At 33.5% G+C, this 24,397-nt stretch carries 20 protein-coding genes; 5 read left to right on the top strand and 15 right to left on the bottom strand.

Going from position 1 to position 24,397, the window contains the following annotated elements; all coding sequences use genetic code 11:
• The 3 genes from AABL81_RS11540 to AABL81_RS11530 form a co-directional block, all read right to left on the bottom strand.
• On the bottom strand, nucleotides 1-703 hold a 703-nt coding region (locus AABL81_RS11540; protein ID WP_341341088.1), incomplete at its 3' end, for an outer membrane beta-barrel protein.
• Between the two features lie 108 nt (nucleotides 704-811).
• On the bottom strand, nucleotides 812-2,008 hold the full coding sequence (kbl, locus tag AABL81_RS11535) for a glycine C-acetyltransferase (RefSeq protein WP_158209875.1): 1,197 nt from the start codon (nucleotides 2,006-2,008) through the stop codon (nucleotides 812-814).
• A 36-nt stretch (nucleotides 2,009-2,044) separates the two neighbouring features.
• On the bottom strand, nucleotides 2,045-5,197 hold the full coding sequence (locus AABL81_RS11530) for a UvrD-helicase domain-containing protein (RefSeq protein WP_341341087.1): 3,153 nt from the start codon (nucleotides 5,195-5,197) through the stop codon (nucleotides 2,045-2,047).
• Nucleotides 5,198-5,307: 110 nt separating this feature from the next.
• Between AABL81_RS11530 and AABL81_RS11525 the strand changes: the two genes are divergently transcribed.
• Nucleotides 5,308-5,913, top strand: coding sequence for a superoxide dismutase (locus AABL81_RS11525; RefSeq protein ID WP_341341086.1), 606 nt, complete (start codon nucleotides 5,308-5,310; stop codon nucleotides 5,911-5,913).
• A gap of 125 nt (nucleotides 5,914-6,038) precedes the next feature.
• On the opposite strand, the gene pyk is transcribed toward AABL81_RS11525, so the two are convergent.
• The 5 genes from pyk to AABL81_RS11500 all read right to left on the bottom strand — a co-directional run bounded on the left by pyk (nucleotide 6,039) and on the right by AABL81_RS11500 (nucleotide 10,512).
• Complete coding sequence (gene pyk, locus AABL81_RS11520; protein WP_158209872.1) at nucleotides 6,039-7,469, bottom strand: pyruvate kinase; 1,431 nt, start codon at nucleotides 7,467-7,469, stop codon at nucleotides 6,039-6,041.
• Nucleotides 7,470-7,473: 4 nt separating this feature from the next.
• The gene (locus AABL81_RS11515; RefSeq protein WP_158209871.1) at nucleotides 7,474-7,965 is read right to left on the bottom strand and encodes an IPExxxVDY family protein; all 492 of its coding nucleotides are present in this window, start codon (nucleotides 7,963-7,965) and stop codon (nucleotides 7,474-7,476) included.
• Between the two features lie 100 nt (nucleotides 7,966-8,065).
• Complete coding sequence (gene rnc / locus AABL81_RS11510) at nucleotides 8,066-8,812, bottom strand: ribonuclease III (protein WP_158211329.1); 747 nt, start codon at nucleotides 8,810-8,812, stop codon at nucleotides 8,066-8,068.
• Between the two features lie 15 nt (nucleotides 8,813-8,827).
• Nucleotides 8,828-10,081 (bottom strand): beta-ketoacyl-ACP synthase II, encoded by a 1,254-nt coding sequence (gene fabF, locus AABL81_RS11505; protein WP_341341085.1) that lies wholly within the window; start codon nucleotides 10,079-10,081, stop codon nucleotides 8,828-8,830.
• Between the two features lie 194 nt (nucleotides 10,082-10,275).
• Nucleotides 10,276-10,512 (bottom strand): acyl carrier protein, encoded by a 237-nt coding sequence (locus AABL81_RS11500; RefSeq protein ID WP_002988156.1) that lies wholly within the window; start codon nucleotides 10,510-10,512, stop codon nucleotides 10,276-10,278.
• A 197-nt stretch (nucleotides 10,513-10,709) separates the two neighbouring features.
• Between AABL81_RS11500 and purN the strand changes: the two genes are divergently transcribed.
• From purN to AABL81_RS11480, 4 genes are all read left to right on the top strand, one after another.
• Nucleotides 10,710-11,285 carry a phosphoribosylglycinamide formyltransferase gene (gene purN, locus AABL81_RS11495; protein ID WP_158209869.1) on the top strand — a complete coding sequence of 192 codons (576 nt, stop codon included), beginning with the start codon at nucleotides 10,710-10,712 and terminating at the stop codon, nucleotides 11,283-11,285.
• On the top strand, nucleotides 11,278-11,748 hold the full coding sequence (rnhA, locus tag AABL81_RS11490) for a ribonuclease HI (protein WP_090409923.1): 471 nt from the start codon (nucleotides 11,278-11,280) through the stop codon (nucleotides 11,746-11,748). Before purN ends, rnhA begins: the two co-directional genes overlap by 8 nt.
• A 636-nt stretch (nucleotides 11,749-12,384) precedes the next feature.
• On the top strand, nucleotides 12,385-13,314 hold the full coding sequence (locus tag AABL81_RS11485) for a PfkB family carbohydrate kinase (protein ID WP_158209868.1): 930 nt from the start codon (nucleotides 12,385-12,387) through the stop codon (nucleotides 13,312-13,314).
• Between the two features lie 70 nt (nucleotides 13,315-13,384).
• Nucleotides 13,385-15,283, top strand: a complete 1,899-nt coding sequence (locus AABL81_RS11480; RefSeq protein WP_158209867.1) for an amidophosphoribosyltransferase — start codon at nucleotides 13,385-13,387, stop codon at nucleotides 15,281-15,283.
• A gap of 73 nt (nucleotides 15,284-15,356) precedes the next feature.
• Here AABL81_RS11480 and AABL81_RS11475 read toward each other — a convergent pair whose 3' ends face one another.
• The 7 genes from AABL81_RS11475 to AABL81_RS11445 all read right to left on the bottom strand — a co-directional run bounded on the left by AABL81_RS11475 (nucleotide 15,357) and on the right by AABL81_RS11445 (nucleotide 23,734).
• The gene (locus AABL81_RS11475; protein WP_158209866.1) at nucleotides 15,357-16,757 is read right to left on the bottom strand and encodes a DASS family sodium-coupled anion symporter; all 1,401 of its coding nucleotides are present in this window, start codon (nucleotides 16,755-16,757) and stop codon (nucleotides 15,357-15,359) included.
• A gap of 262 nt (nucleotides 16,758-17,019) precedes the next feature.
• Complete coding sequence (locus AABL81_RS11470) at nucleotides 17,020-17,670, bottom strand: HD domain-containing protein (protein WP_158209865.1); 651 nt, start codon at nucleotides 17,668-17,670, stop codon at nucleotides 17,020-17,022.
• 24 nt (nucleotides 17,671-17,694) lie between these two features.
• On the bottom strand, nucleotides 17,695-18,693 hold the full coding sequence (locus AABL81_RS11465) for an acyl-ACP desaturase (RefSeq protein ID WP_158209864.1): 999 nt from the start codon (nucleotides 18,691-18,693) through the stop codon (nucleotides 17,695-17,697).
• Nucleotides 18,694-18,770: 77 nt separating this feature from the next.
• Nucleotides 18,771-19,502 (bottom strand): lysophospholipid acyltransferase family protein, encoded by a 732-nt coding sequence (locus AABL81_RS11460; RefSeq protein WP_158209863.1) that lies wholly within the window; start codon nucleotides 19,500-19,502, stop codon nucleotides 18,771-18,773.
• 64 nt (nucleotides 19,503-19,566) lie between these two features.
• Complete coding sequence (locus AABL81_RS11455; protein WP_158209862.1) at nucleotides 19,567-19,977, bottom strand: BrxA/BrxB family bacilliredoxin; 411 nt, start codon at nucleotides 19,975-19,977, stop codon at nucleotides 19,567-19,569.
• Nucleotides 19,978-20,056: 79 nt separating this feature from the next.
• A complete protein-coding gene (locus AABL81_RS11450) occupies nucleotides 20,057-21,208 on the bottom strand; it encodes a PepSY-associated TM helix domain-containing protein (protein WP_199269108.1) in 1,152 nt (383 codons plus the stop codon).
• A gap of 93 nt (nucleotides 21,209-21,301) precedes the next feature.
• Complete coding sequence (locus tag AABL81_RS11445) at nucleotides 21,302-23,734, bottom strand: TonB-dependent receptor (protein WP_341341084.1); 2,433 nt, start codon at nucleotides 23,732-23,734, stop codon at nucleotides 21,302-21,304.
• Between the last annotated feature and the right edge of the window lie 663 nt (nucleotides 23,735-24,397).

Below are 24,397 nucleotides of genomic sequence, written 5' to 3'. Positions count from 1 at the left end.
CTGTATCAGGACATCCGTTGAACTCAGCTAAACCAGGTACATCTGGACACTCATCATATTTATCTAAGATACCATCTCCGTCAGAGTCTTTCCCTCCAAATTGGAAACGAATACCAGCAAAGTGTTGCATATGTGAAGCAACATCTACATCTGGAAGTCTTGTATCATCAAATGAATGTTTATAAGTAGATTGTAGAGTTAATGCAATGTTTGGCGTAAACCAGAAGTTTAATCCTAAACCTCCATTCACAGTACCTGCACTTGCATCACCCATAAATGTGTAACCTCCCCCTACTAATAAGAAAGGATCAATTACTTTTGATTTTAAAATTTCTTTAAAGCTGTATTTAACTTCAGCATCAATACCGTAATAAGTTAAATCCCCTGGGTTATATTTTTCATACCCTTCGTTTTCATCTTTGATGAATTTGTCAATTTTGTTAACTGACCCAGCAACTCCAATAGAGAAACCATCTCCTAAGTATCTTCCAACGTTTAAGTAAGATACTGAAGGAAGAATGTTCCAATCACTAGTGTTAAAATAACCACCCATTCTGTGTGAGAAGCCTTTAGCCGCACTTACTTTCGTGTTAACTGCGTTAGCTCCAACAGTCACTGCCCATGGATGATCAGCATCCTGAGCATGGGCTGTAAACCCAGCGCAAAGTACTGCAGCTGCAAATAATTTGTTGAGATGTTTCATAACTTTTTATTTTTTACTTTACCGTAATAATAAGCAAAAATACAATTCTCAAACAATATTTACAAAAAATTTCGTTAAGAATAGCATTTTTTATTTTTATAGGGAATTTTAAGAAATCACTTTTAACTCTTTTCCAACTGTTACAAATGCTTCAATCGCTTTGTCTAAGTGACTTTGCGTATGTGCTGCAGATAGTTGAACACGTATTCTCGCCTTACCTTGTGGTACTACTGGATAGAAGAATCCTGTCACATAAACTCCCTTTTCAAGTAGTTTATTGGCCATATCTTGTGATAATTTTGCATCATAAAGCATTACAGGCACAATTGCAGAGTCTCCATCAATGATATCAAAACCTGCTTCTTTCATTCCTTTTTTGAAATAATTTGTATTCCATTCTAACTTATCGCGTAAAGAAGTATCATTCTTTAATAATTCAAAAACTTTCAACGATGCACCAACAATCATCGGTGCTAATGAATTTGAAAATAAATATGGACGAGAACGTTGTCTTAATAACTCAATAATCTCTTTCTTACCTGTAGTATATCCTCCCATCGCACCTCCAAGAGCTTTTCCGAAAGTACCTGTAATAATATCTACACGTCCCATTACTTTTTTAGCTTCTAAAGTTCCCTTTCCTGTTGCTCCAATAAATCCAGCTGCATGACATTCATCAACCATTACTAAAGCATCATATTTGTCTGCTAAATCACAAATCTTATCTAAAGGAGCCACTAATCCATCCATTGAGAAAACACCATCTGTTACAATGATTTTAAATCTATGTCCTGCTTCATTTGCTTTAATTAATTGCTCTTCTAATTCTGCCATATTGTTATTTTCATAACGATAACGAGCAGCTTTACATAAACGAACTCCATCAATAATTGAAGCGTGATTCAAACTATCTGATATAATTGCGTCTTCCGCACTTAATAATGGTTCGAAAACCCCTCCATTTGCGTCAAATGCAGCAGCATACAAAATTGTATCTTCTGTTTGATAGAAATCTGCAACTGTTTGTTCTAATTGCTTATGTATATCTTGAGTTCCACAAATAAAACGAACAGAAGACATTCCAAAACCATGTGTATCTAATGTGTCTTTTGCTGCTTGAATTACTTCTGGATGAGAAGACAATCCTAAATAGTTATTTGCACAAAAGTTCAAAACCTTATCTCCTGAAGATACTGTTATCTCTGCTCCTTGTGGAGAAGTGATGATTCTTTCTTTTTTAAATAAACCATTCTCTTCAATAGCGGCTAATTCTTTTTGAAGATAACCTTTAATTTCTCCGTACATACTTATATTTTTTAGCGTTTGTTAAATACTCAATAACTACAAATGTATTATTTTTAAATCTTCTCCGGTATATAGTAGTACCTTTTTAACTACATTATACCCCATTTCTTCTAATGACTTGGCATAAGTATTCACTTGTTGTTTATACTTCTCCTCTTCTTTCCCTGTTTTATAGTCTAAGACCATTGCTTCTTTTCCTCGGACAACCACCCTATCTGGAATCGTATTCCTTTTAGATTGTTCAATTATAACTCGCTCATTATAAACAATATTATCTTCTAAAAAGAAATCAGTTAACGCTGGATGAGAAACAATACTTGCTATAATCTTATTAAAATATTCTTTCTGACCCTCTTGAATTAATCCATTTTCTAACCCTTGCTGAACTACTTTATCCACATCTTTATAAGAAGTTACAAAAGACATCAACTTATGAACTAAATTACCGTATTCAATAGCTTGTAAATTTGTAGAATCCCACATCAAGGCTTCTCGTTGAGCAATCTTAATTGCATCAAAATTCAAGATCTCTTTTACTGGCATTATCAGCTTACTATCTTCTCCCTCTATCTTACCTTGGGGAATTGATAGTCGTTTTGGTTCTCCAAAACTATACTTTAAGTCAACATCATTATATACCCCTTTTGAAAACAAGAAATCGAGAAAGAACTTAGATAAGTTATTTTTAAACTCTCCTTTTGTCGATACATTTTTATAGCTTATAACATACAATTGTTCTTCTGCTCTTGTCAATGCAACATATAACACATTAACATTATCTAAAAGCATCTCTTGTTCTTTTCGTTCATAAAGTTCTTGTGCAAGATGCCCATACTCTACTACTTCTTTTTTTGAATCAACCAGCGCTTTCGGAAAAGCTATATTATCTTCTTGTGAGTCTATATCAATCCAGAGCTTGTCTCTACTTGGTCTTGAATAATCTTCTTCTGCAAAAGGGAATATCACTACAGGAAACTCCAATCCCTTTGACTTGTGAATTGTCATAATCTGTACGGCATTCCTTCCTTCTGGTGTCGGAATACTAAACTTTTGATAATTGGCATTCCAATAGTCTATAAAATCACTTATACCAAACTGACTCTTTAAACTTTTCTCTAATACCAGGTCTAAAAAGTATAATACATACGAATTAGTACTCTTTTCTGGCATAAAAGCATGAACAATTGCTTCTACTGCGTCATACAAAGATTTAGCACGACATGTATTAAACGAAATTGGTATTAATTGTGAATTCAACCAATCACCAAATTCTTCTTCATCACTAATTACTAATCCTTCTTTAATGAAATCATGCTTCGTTTCACCAAGGTTCTTTTTACTTGCTACATAATAAAGAAGCATCATCTTCGCTTCTAAATCTTTATCATTTTTTAAGTAACGTAAAACATTGATAATTAACCTAACCTCACTGGCGTTATTAATCAACAATGAATCTGAAGATAAAATCTCAACACCATTTTCTGTCAGATAATTTGCCAAAACAACTCCGTGATTTCTCTTTCGAGTTAAAATAACAATATCCTTTAAATCGAATCCTTGCTCTAAAAGCTTATGAATAGTATCTAACGTTGCTTTAGCGTATTGTTCGTCTTTTTCAACTGATTCATCTTCTATATTTTTTTCCTTTTCTAAAAACTCAATCGATACATATCCTCCTGACTTACTATTAACCTCTTGATAACTATTATTTTCATATAAATCCTTATAATCTTCGTTTATAAAGTTTCTCGAGATATCTTTAAATAAATCATTATTAAAGTTTATAACTTCAGCATAACTACGGTAATTCTTTCCAAGATTTACAGTCTGCTTATCTGGATTAGAAAAAGGATTTTCATCTTTACTCAATGCTATAAACTGCTCTGCTTTTCCTCCACGCCATCTATAAATTGACTGCTTTGGATCACCTACAATCATCAAGCTACCTTTTGTACCAGTTAAATCTTCGCCTGCCAATGCATTATCAATCAAAGGCACTAAGTTTTGCCATTGCATCTCTGAAGTATCCTGAAACTCATCTATGAAAAAGTGATGATACCTCTCTCCTAATCGTTCATAAATAAAAGGCGCAGGTTGATTCTGTATTTCTTCGTGAATAATTGCATTAAACTGAGTTATTGACAATATATTTTTTTCTTCTTGAATCTTATCCATTTCCAATCCAAGTGTATTCAATAGTGAAAGTGGAGTCAAGTTCTTTAGAAACGCTTGATAAAAAGCTCGTTTAGCATATTTGCTATATACTTCTGCTAAAATTTTTAAAAAATCTCCAACATACGCCTCTATCAGCTCTGTATCTTTAGCTCCTTTCTTAATCTTAACTTCATCAAATTCATGGTATCGCTTAGTTTCACCAACAGTATCTAAAACAACTCTTTCAACGTGCTTAACAAAATATTGTCCTGAGAAAGAAGTCTTATCTATTCCTTTTGCCTCAATCAAATCTAAAATAGACTGTCCAAGCTCTTTTGTTGCTTCTGTAATTCGCTTTATTTCTTTTCTCAAAAAATCTCGAACTTTCACAAAGTCTTCTAATGTTTTTTCCGAAAACAAAGCAATCTCATCTCTGTTATTTTCATTTAATAACAAAGCTCCTACGTCTTTCAACTCCTTACTAATGTCCCAACTTTTATCATTATCAGCCTTATCAATAGAGAAATCTACTAATAAGTCTGTTAGCTCCATATCTATTCCTGCTTTAGATATCACAGCATCTACTGCTTCTTGCAACAACTCATCTGAGTCTAATGACACCTCAAAAGACATTGGTAACTCCAAATCAAATGCAAATGATCTGATAACCTTATGCGTAAACTTATCAATTGTCGAAATATCAAATGAAGCATAATTATGAATAATACTTTTGATAATTCTTCCTGACTTCGCTTTTACAAAATCAGCTTTTAACCCTGTCTCTTCTAAAACTTGATCAAACATTCCAATATATTTCTCTGGAACAATCTCTTGAGAGAAACCATTTAGACAAGAAACAACCCTTGTCTTCATTTCTGCTACCGCCTTATTTGTAAAAGTGATTGCTAAAATCTTCTTATACGCATCATCTTGCCTGTCTAACAACAAGATTTTGAGGTATTCTTTTACTAAAGTATGTGTTTTTCCTGATCCTGCAGAGGCGTTATATATTGAAAATGAGGGTTTATCAAACATTATAAATTCGTTAAGCATTAACTTTTATTAAACATACAACTTTTCGCTATTAAGCATAAAATGTTTAAATTTGAAATAAAAATAATACTAATCTTTAAATAATACGAATTATGGCTTTCGAATTACCAAATCTACCGTATGCGTACGATGCATTAGAACCAAATATTGATGCACGTACTATGGAAATCCACCATACAAAACACCACAATGCTTACACTACTAACTTAAACGCAGCTATCGCTGGAACTGAATTAGAAGGAAAGTCTATTGAGGAAATCCTTAAGAATTTAGATATGACTAAGGCTGCTGTACGTAACAACGGTGGAGGTTTCTATAACCACAACTTATTCTGGACTGTAATGACACCTAATGGTGGTGGAGAACCTACAGGAGAATTAGCTGAAGCAATCAATAAAGACTTTGGTTCTTTTGCTAACCTCAAAGAAGCTTTCTCTAAAGCTGGTGCTTCTCAATTTGGTTCTGGATGGGCTTGGTTATGTGTTAAAGACGGTAAATTAGACGTTTGTGGTACTCCAAACCAAGACAACCCATTAATGCCAGGTGTTGCTTGTGGTGGTACTCCAATCTTAGGAATGGATGTTTGGGAACATGCTTATTACCTAAACTACCAAAACCGCAGACCTGACTACATTACTGCTTTCTTTAATGTAATCAACTGGGCTGAAGTTTCAAGAAGATTTGCTGAAGCTAAATAATCATTTAGCTCTTTAAAATAAAAAACTCCGGAGTTTAAAACTTCGGAGTTTTTTTATACCCTAAAACTAAAAAAGCCCATCTTGTTGATGGGCTTTTATATACTGATTTAAACTTTCGTCTAAACTTATTTTACTTCTGAAATACGCAATGTATTAACCATTCCTTTTTCAATTATCGGCATTGCTGCAAGGTTAATTACCATATCTCCTTTTGTAGCAAATCCTTTCTCTTCAACCATACGGTTAATATCTTCAATTGTCTCATCAGTACTTACAAACTTATCATAATAGAAAGCTTGTACTCCCCACAATAAGTTTAATTGCGTAATAATTCTCTTATTTGATGAGAAAACTAAAATATTACTATTTGGTCTCCAAGCAGAAATTTGGAACGCTGTATATCCACTATTTGTCAATGTACAGATTGCTTTTGCCTCAATATCATTTGCCATTGTAGCAGCGTGATAACAAATATTTTTAGTAATATATCTATTTGTTTTAATTGTAGGCGCACTTTGAGGAACGCTAATCATTGGAGAATCCTCAACACTTTGAATAATCTGAGTCATCTTTTCGATTACTTGTACTGGGTAACTTCCTACTGAAGTTTCTCCTGATAACATAACAGCATCAGCTCCATCCATTACAGAGTTAGCAACGTCATTAACCTCTGCTCTTGTTGGTGTCAAACTTGAAATCATTGTTTCCATCATTTGCGTAGCAATAATAACAGGTATTCTTGCATTCTTAGCAACGTGAACAAGCTCTTTCTGAATCAATGGAACCTCTTGTGCAGGAATCTCAACTCCTAAATCTCCACGAGCTACCATTAAACCATCACAATAAGCTACCAATTTCTTGATATTTTTAACTGCTTCTGGTTTTTCAATCTTAGCTATAATTGGAATTTTATGATCTGAATGCTCATTAATTAACGCCTGTAAATCCATTAAATCCTCAGGTGTTCTAACAAAAGATAACGCCATCCAATCTACTTGCATTTTACAAGCGAAAATCGCATCCTTAATATCTTTCTCAGTTAATGCTGGTAATGAAACCTTTGTCATTGGTAGGTTAACTCCTTTTTTAGACTTAAGAGGCCCTCCTTGAATAACTTTAGCTTTTACTTCGTCAACTTGATTAGTTTCAACAACTTCAAAAATCAACTTACCATCATCTAATAGAATTCTCTCACCAGCGTTTACATCTGTTGGGAATTTTTTATAATTCATATAAACGCGATTTGCGTCTCCCTTGAATTCTTCTTTTGTAGAAAATACAATTGTATCACCAGGATTAACAATTACATCCTCTGCCATAACACCTACTCTTAATTTAGGACCTTGTAAGTCTCCTAAAATAGATGTTGTATAGCCAAATTCTGCATTTAGTGAACGGATTATCTCTATTTTCTCTTCTACATCTGTATAATCTGCATGCGAAAAATTGATTCTAAATACGTTTACACCAGCTTTTATCATATCGTGTAGCACTTCTCTCGAGCTTGAAGCTGGTCCTAATGTTGCTACAATTTTTGTCTTCTTTTGAATTACCATATTTTTAAAAAATTAGGTTATTTTTATTTTTTAACGTCTCCTGCTTTATTTCATAAGCAGTAGAAATTATTTTGATTGAATTTAACTTCTCAATGATTGTACCAATATCAAATTGGTAATCTGCTTCTTCTATCTTAATTAGATAATCGACTACTTTTAATTCCGGAACTAAATATCCTTGCTTTGTTATTGGATGATGAACACTTGTAAATAGTGGAGAGTCCACGCCTGATTCTGGGGTTAAAAAGGCTTTATTGGAAACTAACTTCCAATAAACATGATGATCTATATCATCATATTCAAAAAAAGAAAACGTAGCTCGTCCATCTTCTGTATGAATATCTACATCGTTCTTACTTCGTTCTAAAAAAATTTCTAAAACTGAATTTATAAAATATACCACTTTATAATCCTCTTTTCGCGAAGAATGAATAGCGATTAATTTATAATCATCATAATCAATTAAGTCATCTAATCGATATTTTACCATACCCATCTGAGAATTGTGTATTACAAATATACAACTTTTATTTTGTCAGTGCCTAAGATTGACTGACAACATAGATTATCAAATTGTTAAGTTTTTCTTGATAATCCTATTTTTGTATTTGCTCTTGCAATGCAAAATAAGCTCGCTGAGAAGCTTTTTCTTCTGCTTTTTTCTTTGATGTAGCTCTTGCTCGTGCAATTACTTTCTCATCTATATAAAGTTTTACTCCGAAATATTTCACATCTTCGGCAGTATCTTCTTCAAATGTATCGTACTTAAAAGAATGCTTTCTTTTTTGACACCATTCTATCAACAAGCTTTTATAGCTTGTGATTTTTGTTTCTAATTTTTGAATATCAGCAACAGTTGACAACAACTTCTCATGAATAAATTTTTCACATGCCGGATATCCACGATCTAAATATATAGCTCCAATTAACGCTTCTAATAAGTTTCCATGGATATTTTCTCCAAATTGTTGGTTACCCATTTTACTTTCTACATTTGAAATCAGATTTAAATCTTTCCCAATTTGGTTTAAGTTTTCTCTGCTTACAATTTTAGAACGCATTTTTGTTAAGTACCCTTCATCTCCACTCGGTACTTCTAAATATAAATAGGAAGCTATTACAGACCCTAACATCGCATCACCTAAAAACTCTAATCGCTCGTAATTTATAGGATTACCAGCTTCGTCAAGCAAATTCATTGAGCGGTGTGTAAATGCTACTTTGTAATACAACATCTCTGCAGGCTTAATTCCTGTTATCTGATATACATTACGACAAAAATTCCCGTCTTCAACAGTGAAGGAACGGGAATTTCTAAAAATCTTATTTAGTAGCTTTTTCATCATTGAACGATGATTTTACTCTTCTAATTTTTTAACAAGAACACAAGCGTTATGTCCTCCAAATCCAAAAGTATTACTCATACCTACTTTAACCTCACGTTTTTGCGCTTTGTTAAAAGTAAAGTTTAACTTAGGATCAATCGCTTCGTCATCTGTAAAGTGATTGATTGTTGGTGGAACGATACCATGTTCTATTGAAAGAATAACTGATATAGCCTCAATAACTCCTGCAGCACCTAATAAGTGTCCTGTCATAGATTTCGTAGAGTTAAGATTCATATCGTATGCGTGTTCTCCAAATACTTTTAAAATAGCTTTTGATTCAGCAATATCTCCTAATGGAGTAGAAGTTCCGTGTAAGTTTACAACATCAACATCTTTAGGCTCTAATCCAGCATCTCTTAAACAGTTAAGCATAACATTCGTTGCTCCTAATCCTTCTGGATGTGGCGCTGTTAAATGGTGCGCATCAGCAGACATTCCACCTCCACCTATCTCACAATAGATTTTAGCTCCTCTCGCTTTCGCGTGCTCATATTCTTCTAAGATCATTGCTCCTGCTCCTTCTCCTAAAACAAATCCTTCACGATCTTTGTCCATTGGACGAGATGCCGTTTGTGGATCATCGTTTCTTGTAGATAAAGCATGCATAGCATTAAACCCTCCAATTCCTGCAATAGTAACTGCCGCTTCAGATCCTCCTGTTACCATAATATCTGCCATACCTAAACGAATGTAGTTAAAGGCATCAATTATAGCATTCGTAGATGAAGCACAAGCTGAAACTGTAGTAAAGTTTGGTCCTCTTAATCCGTATTTCATAGAAATATGACCACCTGCAATATCAGCAATCATTTTTGGAATAAAGAATGGATTAAACTTTGGAGTACCATTTCCTGTAACAAAGTTAGTTACTTCGTTTTGGAAAGTATCTAATCCTCCAATTCCTGATCCCCAGATTACTCCAGCTCTATCTAAATCTATAACGTCAAGGTCTAAACTTGAATTTTGTATCGCTTCTGCAGCACTAACCATAGCAAACTGAGCGTAGCGATCCATTTTACGTGCTTCTTTTCTTTCAATATAATCCTCAACGTTGAAGTTTTTAACCTCACACGCAAACTGAGTTTTGAAATTGGTAGCGTCAAAATATGTAATGGGTGCAGCTCCGCTTACTCCATTTATTAGGTTGTTCCAATACTCTTGAATATTATTTCCAATTGGGGTAAGGGCACCTAAACCTGTTACAACAACTCGCTTTAATTTCATAAAATAACTTTTATGGTTTGTACTTTAAAAAAAATCCCAACTTTCACTTTACAAAAAAGGAAACATTGGGTAGTTTGTTTGATTGTATTCGTTAGATTGTTTCCAATCTGTCCTTTTCTTTTCTATAAAAATTAGTCATTAAAAAAATAATAACACCCACGTGATGTTTTACAACACACGTGGGATATTAGTTATTATTTTTTAGCTTCTTCAATGTAAGAGATAGCTTGACCAACTGTAGCAATGTTTTCTGCTTGATCATCTGGAATTTGAATATCGAATTCTTTTTCGAACTCCATGATAAGCTCAACAGTGTCTAGTGAATCAGCTCCTAAATCATTAGTGAAGCTTGCTTCTGCTACAACCTCGTTCTCGTCAACACCTAATTTGTCAACGATAATCGCTTTTACTCTTGATGCAATGTCTGACATAATCTTTAATTTTAAATTTAATTTCGTAGGCAAAAATAAAAAACTTTATTTTAAAACCTGATTTTCCATGTTAATTGTCGGTGCGAAATTATAAAAATTATTAATACTTATCGCTATTTTTCTATTTATTGTCAGTTATTATTCTTTTTTTTGTACTCAATTCCAGCACTTTATTATTTTTAATAACAACCAACAACATGAAAAAAATAGCACTATTCGCCTCGGGATCAGGCACTAACGTAGAAAACATCATCAATTACTTTGAACAGAATTCTATCGCAAATAAGTACCTTATTTTAGTTAATAACCAAAACGCTAAGGTAATAGAAAAAGCGGAAAAAAGAAATGTTCCCTTTACGATTTTTGACAGAACTATGTTAAATGATGGTACTGTTGCCTCAAAACTAAAAGAATTTCAACCAGACTTAATTGTTTTAGCTGGATTCTTATGGAAATTCCCAGAAGCAATACTTAAAGACTATTATAATAAAGTGATTAACATACACCCTGCTTTATTACCTAAATATGGCGGTAAAGGTATGTATGGCCACTTTGTTCATGAAGCAATTATTGATAATAAAGAAACAGAAACAGGAATTACAATTCATTTTGTAAATGAAAATTATGACGAAGGGGCTATTATTTTTCAAGCCACAACTCCGGTCCTTCCTAATTTCTCACCTGATGATGTTGCTAAAGCAGTTCAAGTGTTAGAACATAAACACTTTCCTATAATTATTGAAAAACTATTGTTTGCTAACTTAGATGAATAATTACCAAGTTATATTATACACTGACGGTTCTTCTCGTGGAAATCCAGGCCCTGGTGGCTATGGGTTAATTCTTGAATGGGCAGGTCGACAAGTGTTTAAAGAATTCTCTGAAGGATTCCGTCTAACAACTAATAACCGAATGGAACTATTAGCTGTTATTGTGGGACTCGAAAAACTAAAAAATCCAGGAACAAGTGTACTTGTTGTCTCAGACTCTAAGTATGTTGTGGATTCAGTATCTAAAGGATGGGTGTTCTCATGGGAGAAAAAAGGGTATAAAGACAAAAAAAATCCTGATCTATGGCAACGTTTTCTTAAAATTTATAGACAACACCGAGTAGACTTTAAATGGGTAAAAGGACATAATAATCACCCAATGAATGAACGATGTGACCAATTAGCTGTACAGGCTTCTCATAAAAAAGATGCTCTCATCGATGAATACTACGAATTAAACGATTAAACTTTATATAAAATGGCTATTGAGGTTCTCAATAGCCATTTTTATTACTTCCTTATTCAAGTCTATTAAAAATAAACACTCTCTTTATCAACTTCTATTCCCTAAAATCCGTATAGTAAAACAAGCTAAAAATCTTAGTAGCAAAGGCTTTAAACGTGTATTAGTCGTATTTAAGTCGGAAATAAGTCGTAATTACCTCACCTACAAGCCTTTTTTCCGAACGAATTACGACTTATTTACAACCCAATTACGATTAAATGTCATTCTAAACTCAGGCAATCCTATACTACACCTTCAAAAAACAACTCCTCTAAGGATATTAATTGAAATTATAACCTTACTAATGGTTAGCATCATACATAATAGGAATATCTCCTTTCAAAAGGATTCTAAACTTTAGAATAGCCTATCGATTTGAAGAGACATCCTTTTTTTGAAGAAAACAGATTACATTATTCACAATTGTTGAGAAAGAAAGTTGATTAAATACACAATCTTCAGTAAAAGAACTCAAACTATCTCTTAAAAACAGATATAACCTGCTGAAATAAAACACAATAATTAATATTAGGCATTAAATTTTGTACTGAAAAAAGTATTGACATATATTTGCATCTTCATTTCTTAGCAAAAAATATGAACAAATTACTGATAGTGGGGACGGTGGCCTTTGATGAAATTGAGACTCCATTTGGAAAAACAGACAAAGTACTTGGTGGTGCAGCGACATACATCGGATTGTCTGCCTCACACTTTAATGTAAAATCAGCTATAGTTTCTGTAGTTGGAGAAGATTTTCCACAAGAACACTTAGACTTACTTAAAAGTAAAAATATAGAAACTTCTGGTATCGAAGTTGTAAAAGGAGGTAAAACTTTCTTTTGGAGCGGGCGCTACCACAACGATCTAAATTCTCGTGATACGTTAGATACTCAACTAAACGTTTTAGCAGACTTCAACCCAGTTGTACCTAATGATTACAAAGATTCTGATGTAGTTATGTTAGGTAATCTTCATCCAAATATTCAAATGAAAGTTTTGGACCAAATGACTAAAAAACCTAAATTAGTTGTTTTAGATACAATGAACTTTTGGATGAACTGCGCTTTAGATGAATTAAAAGAGGTTTTAAAGAGAATTGACGTTATTACAATTAATGACGAGGAGGCTCGACAATTATCTGGAGAATACTCTCTGGTAAAAGCGGCTGAAGTTATTCATGAAATGGGACCTAAGTTTGTCGTTATTAAAAAAGGAGAACACGGAGCTTTATTGTTTGCTAACAAAGATGTATTCTTTGCTCCTGCTTTACCTCTTAAAGAAGTGTTTGACCCTACAGGGGCTGGGGATACTTTCGCAGGTGGATTTACTGGGTATCTTACTCAGAGCAGCAATGTATCCTTCAGGAATATGAAAAACGCTATTATTTACGGTTCTAACCTTGCTTCTTTTTGTGTCGAGAAATTCGGGACACAGAGAATGGAAGACCTAAATGATAAAGAAGTGGTTGAAAGACTACAACAATTTAAAATGTTAACGCAATTCGATATCGAATTAACACAATAGTGTACACTTATAAGCCTCAGTTATGGGGCTTTTTTTATTTATTCAACACCAACACACACACAACTAAAAAATGAGCGACGCTTTAAAACACGAATGTGGTATTGCGGTTTTAAGACTAAAAAAACCGTTATCCTATTACAAAGAAAAGTACGGGAGTACTTTCTATCCTATACAAAAAATGTATTTGTTGATGGAGAAACAACACAATCGAGGGCAAGATGGAGCTGGCCTTGCAAGTATCAAATTAGATATGGAGCCTGGCGAACGTTACATCAGCCGTGTTCGTTCTAACAAAGCACAACCAATACAAGACATCTTCATGCAGGTTAATGGACGCATTAACGAAGAAATGCTTGAACATCCAGAGTACGTAAATAATGTTGACTTACAGAAAAAACACATCCCTTATTTAGGTGAGGTTTTCTTAGGACACGTTCGCTATGGTACTTTCGGAAAAAACAATATTGAAAGTGTTCATCCTTTTTTACGTCAAAACAACTGGATGCACAGAAACTTAATTGTTGCTGGAAACTTCAACTTGACGAATGTTCGCGAACTTTTTCAAGATTTAGTTAGCCTTGGTCAACATCCTAAAGAAATGTCTGACACCATTACTGTAATGGAAAAAATCGGACACTTCTTAGATGATGAAGTAACAGATTTATACTACAAAATTAAAGAGGAAGGCTATTCTAAAAGAGCGGCTTCTCCAAAGATTGGTGAACGTTTAGATGTTGCTCGTATCTTGAGAAGAGCTTCTAAAAACTGGGATGGTGGATTCGCTATGGCGGGAATGATCGGACACGGAGATGCTTTCGTTTTACGTGACCCTGCGGGTATTCGCCCTGCTTTTTATTATGAGAATGATGAAATTGTTGTTGTAACAAGTGAAAGACCTGTTATTCAAACTGCTTTTAATGTTCCTTTTGAAGATATTAAAGAGCTTGATCCTGGTAAGGCAATTATCATCCGTAAAGATGCCTCTGTTCACTTTGAACAAATCTTAGATCCATTACCACTGAAAGCTTGTTCTTTTGAACGTGTTTATTTCTCAAGAGGTAATGATGCTGAGATTTATCAAGAGAGAAAAGACTTGGGTAAACTTATTTTCCCAGAGGTTTTAAAGGCTATTGATAACGATACAGACAACTCTGTTTTTTCATATATTCCTAATACCTCTGAAACTTCTTTCTATGGTATGGTTGAAGGAGCACAAGACTTCTTAAACCAACGAAAAATCGCAGATATCCTTAAGCATAAAGAGGTGTTGTCTGAAGCGAAATTACAAGAAATTTTATCAGTTAAATTAAGAACTGAAAAAATTGCAGTAAAAGATGCTAAGCTTAGAACATTCATTACTGATGACAGCAGTAGAGATGACTTAGTGGCACACGTTTATGATGTAACTTATGGTGTTATTCAACCTACAGATAACTTAGTTATTATTGATGATAGTATCGTACGTGGTACTACTTTAAAGAAAAGTATCATCCGTATGTTAGATCGCCTTAACCCAAAACAAATTGTTGTTGTTTCTGCGGCACCACAAGTTAGATACCCTGACTGCTATGGTATTGACATGGCTAAATTAGAAGGTTTAATCGCTTTTCAAGCTGCTATTGAGCTATTGAAGGAAAGAAATATGTTAAGCCTTGTAGACGATGTTTACACGCGTTCTAAAGCTCAGGAAAACTTTGCTGATAATGATGTGATAAACTACGTTAAAGAAATTTACGCTCCTTTTACTGATACTGAAATATCTGATAAGATTGCAGAAATGGTAAAAGACTCAGAAATTAAATCTGACGTAAAAGTAGTATTCCAAACTATTGATAATTTACACATTGCTTGTCCTAAAAACTTAGGTGATTGGTACTTTACTGGTAACTACCCAACAGTTGGAGGAAATAGAGTTGTAAATAGAGCGTTCATCAACTACTATGAAGGTAGAGATGAAAAACCATATTAGAATACTTTAGTTATTATATATAAAAAAAGACTGCCTGTAGGCAGTCTTTTTTTATATATAATCTTTTCTTTTATTAACTCAACCAGAAATAATAAGCGATTGTAGCGATTAATACTGAACAAATAATATTCAAAATAAAACCTGCTTTCATCATATCTTTCTGCTGGATAAATCCTGTACCAAATACAATAGCATTTGGAGGCGTAGCTACTGGTAGCATAAAAGCACACGATGCTCCTAATCCAATAATCATTGAAAGTCCAAGTGGTGCAATACCTAACTCTTCTGAAATAGAAATAAAAATAGGTACTAATAACGCAGCACTCGCAGTATTTGACGTAAACTCAGTTAAGAAGATAATGAAGAAGGAAACTACTAAACCAATAGTAAAATAGTGACTTCCTTTAATCAATGAAACTAACACGTCAGCCATTACTTTACTTGCTCCTGAGTCTTTCAGAACCATACTTAATGTAAGTCCTCCTCCAAATAATAGTAAAACCCCCCAATCAACATTGTGTTGTAATTCCTTCCATCTTGATACTTGACTCACACAAATTAAAATAAAAGCCATTAAAGAGATGAAAGAGTCAAAGTTTGTAAACTTCCCTTCAAACCCTACAAAACTTGCTACTAATGGATTCAAATCATTACTAAAAATCCAACATAAAGCTGTGAAAACAAATATTCCTAACGTTAACCATCTATCAAAATTCATTGGTATTGTCTCCGTTGAATGGTTAAACCTAAAATTCAACTGTGGTCTAAAAACCAAATAAATTATACCGATAACTATTGGCAATAAGACAACTACCATAGGCAATCCCATCTTCATCCAATCAGCAAACGAAATATTTAATTGTGAAGCTACAATGGCATTTGGTGGACTACCTACCACTGTTCCCATACCACCAACACTCGCACTATAAGCTATACCTAAAAGCACAAATACATAAGTAGAACGATATTGTGTTCTGTCTAACTGACTTAAAACACCTACTACTAATGGTAACATCATTGCAACGGTTGCCGTGTTACTTATCCACATAGACAACACTGCTGTTGCACCAAACAAGTAAAATACTGCATAAGACAATCTCCCTTTTGCTAAATACATAATCTTATTGGCTATTATCGTATCAAGCTTTTGCACGTGAAGTGCTCCTGCTAACACAAAACCTCCTAAGAATAAGAAAATCGTAGGGTCAGCAAAAGATGCTAACGCTGGTTTTGTATCTGTCAATCCTAAAGCTATAGCGAGAACGGGAACGAAAATTGCCGTCGTTGTAACGTGAATAGCTTCAGTTAACCATAGTACCGCTACAAAAACTAAAAGGGCTAATCCCTTGTTAACTTGAGGTTCATATGGCAAATAATTAACTAATAATAGTAAAGTAACGACATTAAAAAATATAATGAGGTAATTACGTATAGACTTGTGAGGTCGTCTTTCTGGTTCGTAATCTAATTTCATAATATAATGTTTTCTAATTTTAACTTATATTAACAAATGTAAATTATTAAAATAATTTACACAACAAAAAGAATAGAAGTAATACGAATAAATTATTTTTTTTATCACTTAATTATATTCCAAATAATTATTACACATCTTTCTTAGATTCTATTACATTAAACTTAAATTACTTAGCTTATTTACAATTACAACCACTTCAATTATATAGCATAAAAAAACCACCCAATAGGGTGGTTTAATTCTTTTATTTAGAAAAAGACTATGCTTCTCCTTCCCATTCAGAATAAAACTGTGCTAAATAAAGTTCCATAAATTTATGTCGCTCTTCTGCCAGTTTCAACCCTGTCTGCGTATTCATTAAATCTTTTAATCGAAGTAATTTTTCGTAAAAGTGATTGATTGTAGTTCCCTTACTATTTTTATACTCCTCTTTTGACATCCCTATCTTAGGTTCAATTGCAGGATCATAAATCAAATTATTTTTATAACCTCCATAGTTAAAAGTTCTTGCAATACCAATTGCTCCAATTGCATCTAAACGATCTGCATCTTGAACAATATCTAACTCTTTAGAACGAAATTTCTGTTCAAAATTACCTCCTTTAAATGAAATATTTTCAATCCCTTTTACAACGTGATCAATTACCTCATCACTAAACGATAGATCACTCAAAAGAGCTCGTGCTTTTGTAGGTCCCACAGTTTCATCTCCACCGTGAAATTTACTATCTGCAATATCGTGCAATAAAGCAATTAACTTTACCACAGTGATATCTACTTCTCCTTCTTGTTTTGCAATAGTCATTGAACTTTTATAAACACGCTCGATATGAAACCAATCGTGTCCACTTTCTGCGTTTTCAAGTTCCTTTTTAACGTATAAAACTATTGCTTCTATTCGTTTATCCATTGTAATAATTTATTTATTGGTTTGCTATTTTATGATAGCTGGACGAACCCATTTAAAGATCTGCTCTTCTTTACCAACAACCATTCTATCAGCTACACGAGACATTCTTGTTGGAAGCTTCATTAAGTAATCTCTCGCCTTTTCTGCCTCATCTGTAAGATTAGTCAGTTCTCCAATTTGCCATCTATCAATTAACTTTTGCATAATATCAATATAATCATGCGCTGTATATACTCCTATTCTTTGTGCTGAATCTGAGAACTTCTCAAATGCATCTCCCATCTTACCTCCTGATTCTCTAATCAAGTTAGCTGGCATCGTAATTTTACGTTTCATCATATCTACAAATGCAAGCATCATTTCACTTGGATCTACTTTAAAGATACGATCTACAAACTCGCTATATGCGTGGTGGTGTCTCATTTCATCTCCAGCAATTAAACGACAAATCTTTGACAATTTGTGATCTCCATATTGCTTCGCTAACTTAGCAACACGGTTATGTGAAATATATGTTGCTAATTCTTGAAAACTTGTAAATACGAAGTTCTTATATGGATCTCTATCTGTTCCTGGATCAAACCCGTCATTAATTAAGTGTTGAGTAGTAATCTCAACTTCTTTCATATTTACTCTTCCTGAAAGATAAAGGTACTTATTTAACAAGTCTCCATGACGATTCTCTTCTCCTGTCCAATGACGAATCCACTTGGCCCATCCATTACCGCCTTCTTCTTCTTTCTGTTTAATACCTTCTACGTCCATTAACCAAGACTCATATGTTGGCAATGCCTCTTCTGTAATTGTATCTCCTACTAATACTACCCAGAAATCGTATGGTAACTCCTTTGCATATTCACGCAGTTCTTTTACATCTTCAATAAAATTCTCTCCTTCTGAATCTGGTAACAAATCAGATGGCTGCCAAATTTTTTCTACTGGTATCAAATAGTTCTCAACAAAACTATCGATATTCTTTTCTAAGAAGTGCATTACTTCTAAGCGAACATTCTTTATTGACATAATACATTTGTTTACGCCTCGCTACTTTGGGTTTGGTTTAGTTTGTTTGAGTAGGTTGGCTGTTATAATTTATTCTTTTATTCTAATTTAGTTTTGATCTTCTCTTCGATTACTTGCATCAAAGTAGGAAAATCATAGTCACCTATATTTAGTGGTTTATGCGCGTACAATTTAATACGTGCCCCTAATCCATAAGGAAATTTACCAAAACGAAATAACTTCCAAGAGTTATTTATTGTCAAAGGTACTACTAAAGCATCTGGAGCAAACTTACAAAGCATCTTTACTCCGTTTTCTGAGAAACGTTTTAATTGTCCGTCTCTACTTCTTGTCCCCTCTGGAAAAATCACTGCAGATCGATTATACTTTGTTATATATTGACCTAATGATTTTATAGCTCCTAAGGCTTGTTTGGCATCCTTTCTATCTATTAGAACGGATCCTCCGTGCTTTAAATTATATGAAACACTTGGAAAACCCTTTCCAAGTTCTTTTTTACTAACAAATTTCGGATGATTGTTTCTGAAGAACCAGATCATCATTGGAATATCAAACATACTTTGATGATTCGAAACAAAAATTATCGGTCGATCCGTTGGTAATTTTTCTTCTTGTTCGAACTTATATGTTGTTCCTAAAATCCCCGTACCTGCCATTAGCCACCACACTAACCAATCCACAACTTTCTTGTGTGCTTGGTAGCCAAATAGATTAAACGCCAGCCATTGAAGTCCGTGGAAAAAAATCAATATGATTAATAGGCAAGCCGCAAAAAGGATAGAAATTGGGTACGATATTATTTTTTGCATCGATTTAGTCGTTTAAGGCAAATATACACTTAAAAAAAAAACCACCTTATTGGTGGTCTCTTTTTTAGCAATATTCTTTAAAAGCATCCATTAAGTTCTCTGCGATGATCTCGGCAGGGTGACCTTCAATGTGATGTCTCTCTAACATATGAACTAATTCTCCGTCCTTAAACAAAGCCATTGCTGGTGATGACGGTGGGAATGGGAACATGTGTTGACGTGCTGCATCTACTGCACCTTTATCTACACCTGCAAAAACAGTCACAATTTGACTTGGTTTTTTATCTCCTTTTAAACTCATAATTGCACCTGGACGAGCGTTACGAGCTGCACATCCACATACTGAATTTACAACTACTAAAGTTGTTCCTCCTTTTGCTAAAGTAGCTTCTACTTCTTCTGCTGTATGTAATGATTCAAATCCTGCATCAACTAATTCTTGACGCATTGGTTTTACTATTTCTTCTGGATACATAATATTTAATCTAAATTAGGTTATATAGCAAAGTTACATTTTTTATCAAACATAAAAACACTTGAATTATAAAGAAATGTTATACTTTACTTTTCTTACCTTTTTTCATTTTATTCAACCAAATGAATATCCCTGTTACAGGTAAACTCGTTGCTATTAAACAAACTATAAAATAAATCACTTTAGAAAATGTTCCGTAAATATCTCCAAAGTGTAATGCTCTTATTGATCCTGCAATCTTCTCTCCTATTGTTTTATCAGCAAAAATCTCCTTTTTCAAGATCTCCCCAGAATATTGATCAATAAAAACTCTATCATTTACAGTTTCATTAAATCGAGCTAATTCATTCTTATTTACTTCAAAACTACCTTTTTCTCCTTTAGGAAAACTAATCGATATTGTTCTTGCTTCAAATGGCAACTCTGCATTTCCAATCGCCATTACTTTTGACAAATCAAGTGTCTTTGTATCTTCAAGTAAAACAGATTCTGGCTTTACCTCATCTCTACCTCCAAAAACCTTCGTTCCTAATACACTACTCAATCCATCTCTATACCATTCAAAAGACCAACAAAGTCCTGTTAAAGACATAATCACAACAATAAGTAAGGTATAAAACCCTAACGTATTGTGTAAATCGTGATTAATTCTTTTCCAATTCGCTTTAAACTTAATTTTAAAACCTGGCTTTATGCTTTTCCATCCTCTAATTTTCTTTGGAAACCACAATACTAATCCCGAGATTGATAAAATCAAAAATATTATTGTTGCAATTCCTACAATAGGACGACCAATCTTCATATCTAACAATAACCATCTATGCAGTTTAAAAACTGTCATAAAAAACTCATTCGCAGGACCTTTTCCCTCTCCTACAACTGCAGCAGTATATTGGTTAACATAAATAGTCTCTCCCTTCTTTTCTTTATCAGCAAAGCCTACAGAAAAAATATAAGGCTTGTTCTCTTTATGAGACACAACTACGCGCTGTACATTACCTCCGCTCTTTTGTTCTACGGTAGCTTTCAACTCGTCTATTGGCAATACTTCTTTTTTCACCTCTGTCAATTTGTACATATCTGGCGCTAAAAATGTCTGTATCTCGCTTTTAAAAGTATAAATTGTTCCTGTCAAACAAACAATAAACAACACAAGTGAACTTGCTATTCCTAACCACAAGTGCACATCATTTATAAATGTACGCAACGAATACTTTGGCTTTGTTTTCATAGGCAAAAAAAATTGGGCTTAACCACAAAACACGACCCTATACATAGGATCGTGTTTTATTGAACTAATTAGTATTGTATAAAAAACTATTGATTAAAATCTATAAGATAATTTAGCTGCGAAGTTTCTTGGTGCAATTTCATTGATATAACCACCTCTGTAGTAAGAAGTATATCCACGCTCATTGAACAAGTTATTCATAAACACGCTTAATGTAGCATTTTTGTATTTATATGCTGCTTGTGCATTTACAGTAGTATAAGCTGCCATATCAAATGGTCTTGTATTTACATTTGATCCGTGTGCATCAGATGTTCTTGTGTATTCATTTACAGGTCTCTTTCCAACGTAGTAAACACCCAATCCAAGAGATAAGCCATCTAAAGCTCCGTCTGTAAATTTATAGTTTGCCCATCCATTAGCTGTATGCTCAGGAGCATTCATTGGAGCAGAACCATCTACGTAGTTTGGACTATCTTGGTATCTTGCATATAAGTTTGCATATCCAAGCATCACTTCTAAATTGTTTGTAATTTTTCCGTTGATCTCTAATTCAAAACCATTACGTTTTAAATCTCCAGCAAAAATACTTTCTGTTGTAGATTGAACATTTGTATTTGGATCAATATACGGTGCTAATAAATTGCTTTGGTTAATGAAGAAGTAAGAAAAGTTAACTCCTAAATGATCATTGTACCAGTTAGATTTAAAACCAAATTCAATCTGATTAGTATCAGATGCTCCAGCATATCCTCCTCCGTGAATTAATTTATTAGATTGTCTTAAACTTGATGTTGTAGTATAAGAAACGAATGTACTAATGTTATCTTGTGGTTTAAAGATTAAACCAAACATTGGATTCCATCTATCAATTGTAGCATTCTCAGTAGTACTTCCGTTTAATCTACTGTAACGAATACCTAACATTGCGCTTAACTTGTCTCCAATTTGAACATAGTCTTGTGCCATAAACCCAATAGTTGGAGTCATTGTACGTGTTGTATTAATATCTCCAAAAACAACATCTCCTGGCAATGTGTTATTAATTGGTCCTGTAACGTCAAAGAAATCTGTATATGGTACAAGTACATCGTTACCATCTTTATCTTTACCCATTACTTGTCCAGAAGTATTTCCTGAAATAACTTTTGTTTGTCTATAGTCAAACCCTACTTGGAATGTGTGTTTTAAAATTCCAGTAAAGATATCCTTACCTACTAAATCAGCTTGGAATACAGAGTTGTAATCTCCTCTTTCACTTTCTGTAACCGTTCTTTTTAAATTTCTAAAATCTGCCCAGTCTTTAATCTTGTCTTTTTTAAGTACTGTCGCAACACTTGAAGTACGACTATCATCATTATAGATAGAAGCTGTATAAGACGTTCTGAAACTTAACTTTTCTGTCAATTGTCTCTCAAAACGAGCTACATAATTTTGAGATCTAATTGAAGTATTATCGTCGTTATATCCTAAGAATTTATTGTGAGGCATTTTATATAATGCATCAACATTATCAGGAGCTAAATTAACTGTTCCTTTGTCTGGAGTATAATCTCCATTTAAGTAATCCATTTCAAAAGACAACTTCGTTTTGTCGTCAATTTTCCAAGCTAAAGATGGGTTAATGTAGAAGTGTTCGTTATTAACGTGTGTTCTCCATCCATCATTTCTCTCATAAGAACCATTAAAACGGAATGATACTCTTTCTTTTTTATCTAATACGCGTTCAAAGTCAACTGTTGGGCGAATGTGTCCGTAATTACCTGTTCTAAAACTTACCTCTCCTCCATTTTTGAAGTTTGGCGTTTTAGTTACTAAGTTAATTACACCTCCTGCAGCTCCTAAACCATTTCCAATACCTTGTAAAATAGCAGCAGAACCTTTTATTACCTCAACACTTTCAACTCCTTGCATATCTGAAATTGCTGAAGCTGTTCTAAAGTCAGAATCCATTCCTACTCCATTTCTCAATACTGGAGTACCACGGAAACCTCTAATAGACATACTCTCCTTTACACCACCATAGCTTGCAAACTGAGTTACCCCTGCTACGTTACGTGCTGCATCTGTAATTGACAAAGCTCCTTGCTCTTTAATTACGTGATCAGATACGATACTAATTGATTGTACTTGGTCTTGTAAACCTAATGGTAGACGAGTTAAGTATTGAAGTTTCTTAACGTTTTTGTTACTTCTACCATAAACAGTAATATTTGCTAATTGACTGTCTGTAACTAAAAGAAAGTTTACTACGTCTTCTTTCTTTGAAATATTCATGTCTCTTACTGAAGCTGCATATCCAACAAAAGTAGCTTTGATTGACTGCTTTCCGTGTTTAACATCTTCTAAGATATATTCTCCGTTATCGTCAGTCTGTGCAGCATAGTTAGAGTTTTCTATATATACTGTTACAAATGACAATGGCTTATTATTTTCATCAACCACACGACCTTTTACTGTCGATGTTTGAGCCATACTTACAACTGCTCCGCAGATAGTAAATAATAGGGTATTGAATAATTTCATTCTATCGTTATGTTATTTAGACTTATTTAAAACTTAAGCAAAAGTAAAATGATTCTAAATAATAACCAAATCTTATTAAGACTTTTTTTAAATAAGAATAACGAACAATAAGTATTCAATAATAAATGGCCTTCAAAAAAGATAAAAAGACAATCCTGAATTGTTAAAAATTACCTTTAAAGTATAATTTATAATAATGATTCTCGTAATAAAGGTCCTTTATTTACAATAAGACAAGACACAAAATTGAAGACTAAACATAAATAACTCTTTTCTATAATAAAGAAAGATTTAAATATAATAGATTGGATTGTTAGTATGATAAAGAACGTGTCAAAGTGTAGTTTTAAACGTACCATGTTCGATACATCTCCCACATTAGTACCACATAAGTTCGAAAAACAAGCCTTTTTCCCGAAGATGTGTGGTACTAATGTGGTACTAATGTGAAACAAATACCAAAGAAGGCTGTAACGACAATGCTATTATGCTTATATCAGATATTAAATAGGCTTTTGAATTACCTAATAGTTTATGTAAGCTACGTAATTTAAAAACACAAAAAGAGTTAGCCATTAATAAACTAACTCATTGGTTTAATAATGTTCCTAATACTTCTCTAAAACTTTTGAATAGCGTTTTGAATACATTTGAAGTTATTAT

Origin of the sequence: Myroides sp. C1519 (assembly GCF_038039755.1) — a bacterium.
In the GTDB taxonomy this organism is placed as follows: Bacteria; Bacteroidota; Bacteroidia; order Flavobacteriales; family Flavobacteriaceae; genus Flavobacterium; species Flavobacterium phaeum_A.
This window is presented reverse-complemented; position numbering and strand designations above follow the sequence as displayed.